Origin of the sequence: Clostridium sp. CCUG 7971 (assembly GCF_017590215.1) — a bacterium.
Taxonomy (GTDB): Bacteria; Bacillota; Clostridia; order Peptostreptococcales; family Peptostreptococcaceae; genus Faecalimicrobium.
Map to the genome: position 1 here is coordinate 1 of NZ_JAFFPK010000191.1, position 724 is coordinate 724.

The 724-nt window shown below is 37.3% G+C and carries 1 protein-coding gene; it reads right to left on the minus strand.

The annotated features are described in order from the left end of the window. Nucleotides 1-724 (minus strand): RNA polymerDNA-directed RNA polymerase subunit B (locus tag JWF52_RS18310; RefSeq protein ID WP_502711270.1); only part of this gene is annotated, 724 nt, incomplete at both ends.

Genomic DNA, 724 nt, shown 5'->3' on the forward strand with positions numbered 1-724 from the left:
TGGAACAGCTTGACGTTGCATGTTTGATCCCATAAGCGCACGGTTGGCATCATCATTTTCTAAGAATGGTATCATTGCCGTAGCTATAGAAACAACTTGCTTTGGAGATATATCCATGTAGTCTACTCTGTTTACAGGAACTAGTTCAACTGCACCATTTACAGTTCTACAAACCACTCTACTATTAACAAATTTACCATCTTCTTCTAGCGGTTCATTTGCCTGAGCTCTTATGAATAGATCTTCTTCATCTGCTGTTAAATACTGTATTTCATCAGTAACCTTACCTATTTCTTTGTCTACCTTTCTATAAGGAGACTCTATGAAACCAAACTCATTTATCTTAGCATAAGTACTTAATGAGTTTATAAGACCGATGTTTGGTCCTTCTGGAGTTTCTATCGGACACATTCTTCCGTAGTGAGAATGATGAACGTCACGAACCTCGAATCCTGCTCTTTCTCTTGAAAGTCCACCTGGTCCTAATGCTGATAATCTTCTCTTATGTGTTAATTCAGATAATGGGTTTGTTTGGTCCATGAATTGAGATAACTGAGAACTTCCGAAGAATTCCTTTATCGCAGCAGAAACCGGTCTTATGTTAACTAACGCTTGAGGCGTTATAGCTTCCATATCTTGAACAGTCATTCTTTCTTTTATAACTCTTTCCATTCTTGAAAGACCTATTCTAACTTGGTTTTGTAATAATTCACCAACAGATCTT